Source organism: Oleiphilus sp. HI0066, assembly GCF_001635725.1.
On record NZ_LWFH01001504.1, the window covers coordinates 1 to 655 of the forward strand.

Genomic DNA, 655 nt, shown 5'->3' on the forward strand with positions numbered 1-655 from the left:
TCAGCACCTGCCAAGCCAAGTTCCCGCGCAGCTTTCGCTTCAGCATCACCTTGTGCAGCAGTAACGTCTGCTTCTGCTTTACCTGTACCCAACAATGCATCAGCTTCAGCATCACCTTTAGCACGTATAACAGTCGCCTCTGCCACACCCTCTTTCTCAAGAGCTACTGCTTTTGCTTCCTGAACCTTAGCGTCCGCCAATCCAGGGGCTGCGCGCTCTGCCTGCGTACCTTCTGCTAGCTTTTTCTTCGCGTCGGCTTCTTTAGCTGCAGCCTCAAGCTCAGCTTGAGCAATAGTCGTAATCTCAACAGATTTATGTTTTGCAGATAACTCTTCTGCTTCTGCAGCCTTAACTTGTTTAACCTTGTCCTCTTCAGCTTTAGCTTCTGCTGCTAACACTTGAGTTTGCTTAGCGCGGTCCGCTTCAGATACTTCGCGAACTTCCTTGATCCTTTCTTCTTCGATCGCAACAGTTTTATCAACTGCTACACGCTCACGAATAACATTTGCGATTTCTTTCTTCTCAATTTCAACAGCTTTCTCAGCCTCAATCTTCTGAAGTTCAACTTCACGTTCACGAGATACAATCTCAAGATCACGCGCTCGTGTCACCTTCTCTTCTTCAATCGCTACAGCACGTTGACGATTTTGTTCTG

Annotated in this window: 1 pseudogene; it reads right to left on the bottom strand. The window is 47.5% G+C overall.

Annotation, left to right across the window (positions count from 1 at the left end):
- Window positions 1-655 (bottom strand): annotated as a pseudogene (locus tag A3738_RS31435) (hypothetical protein); the annotation flags it as partial.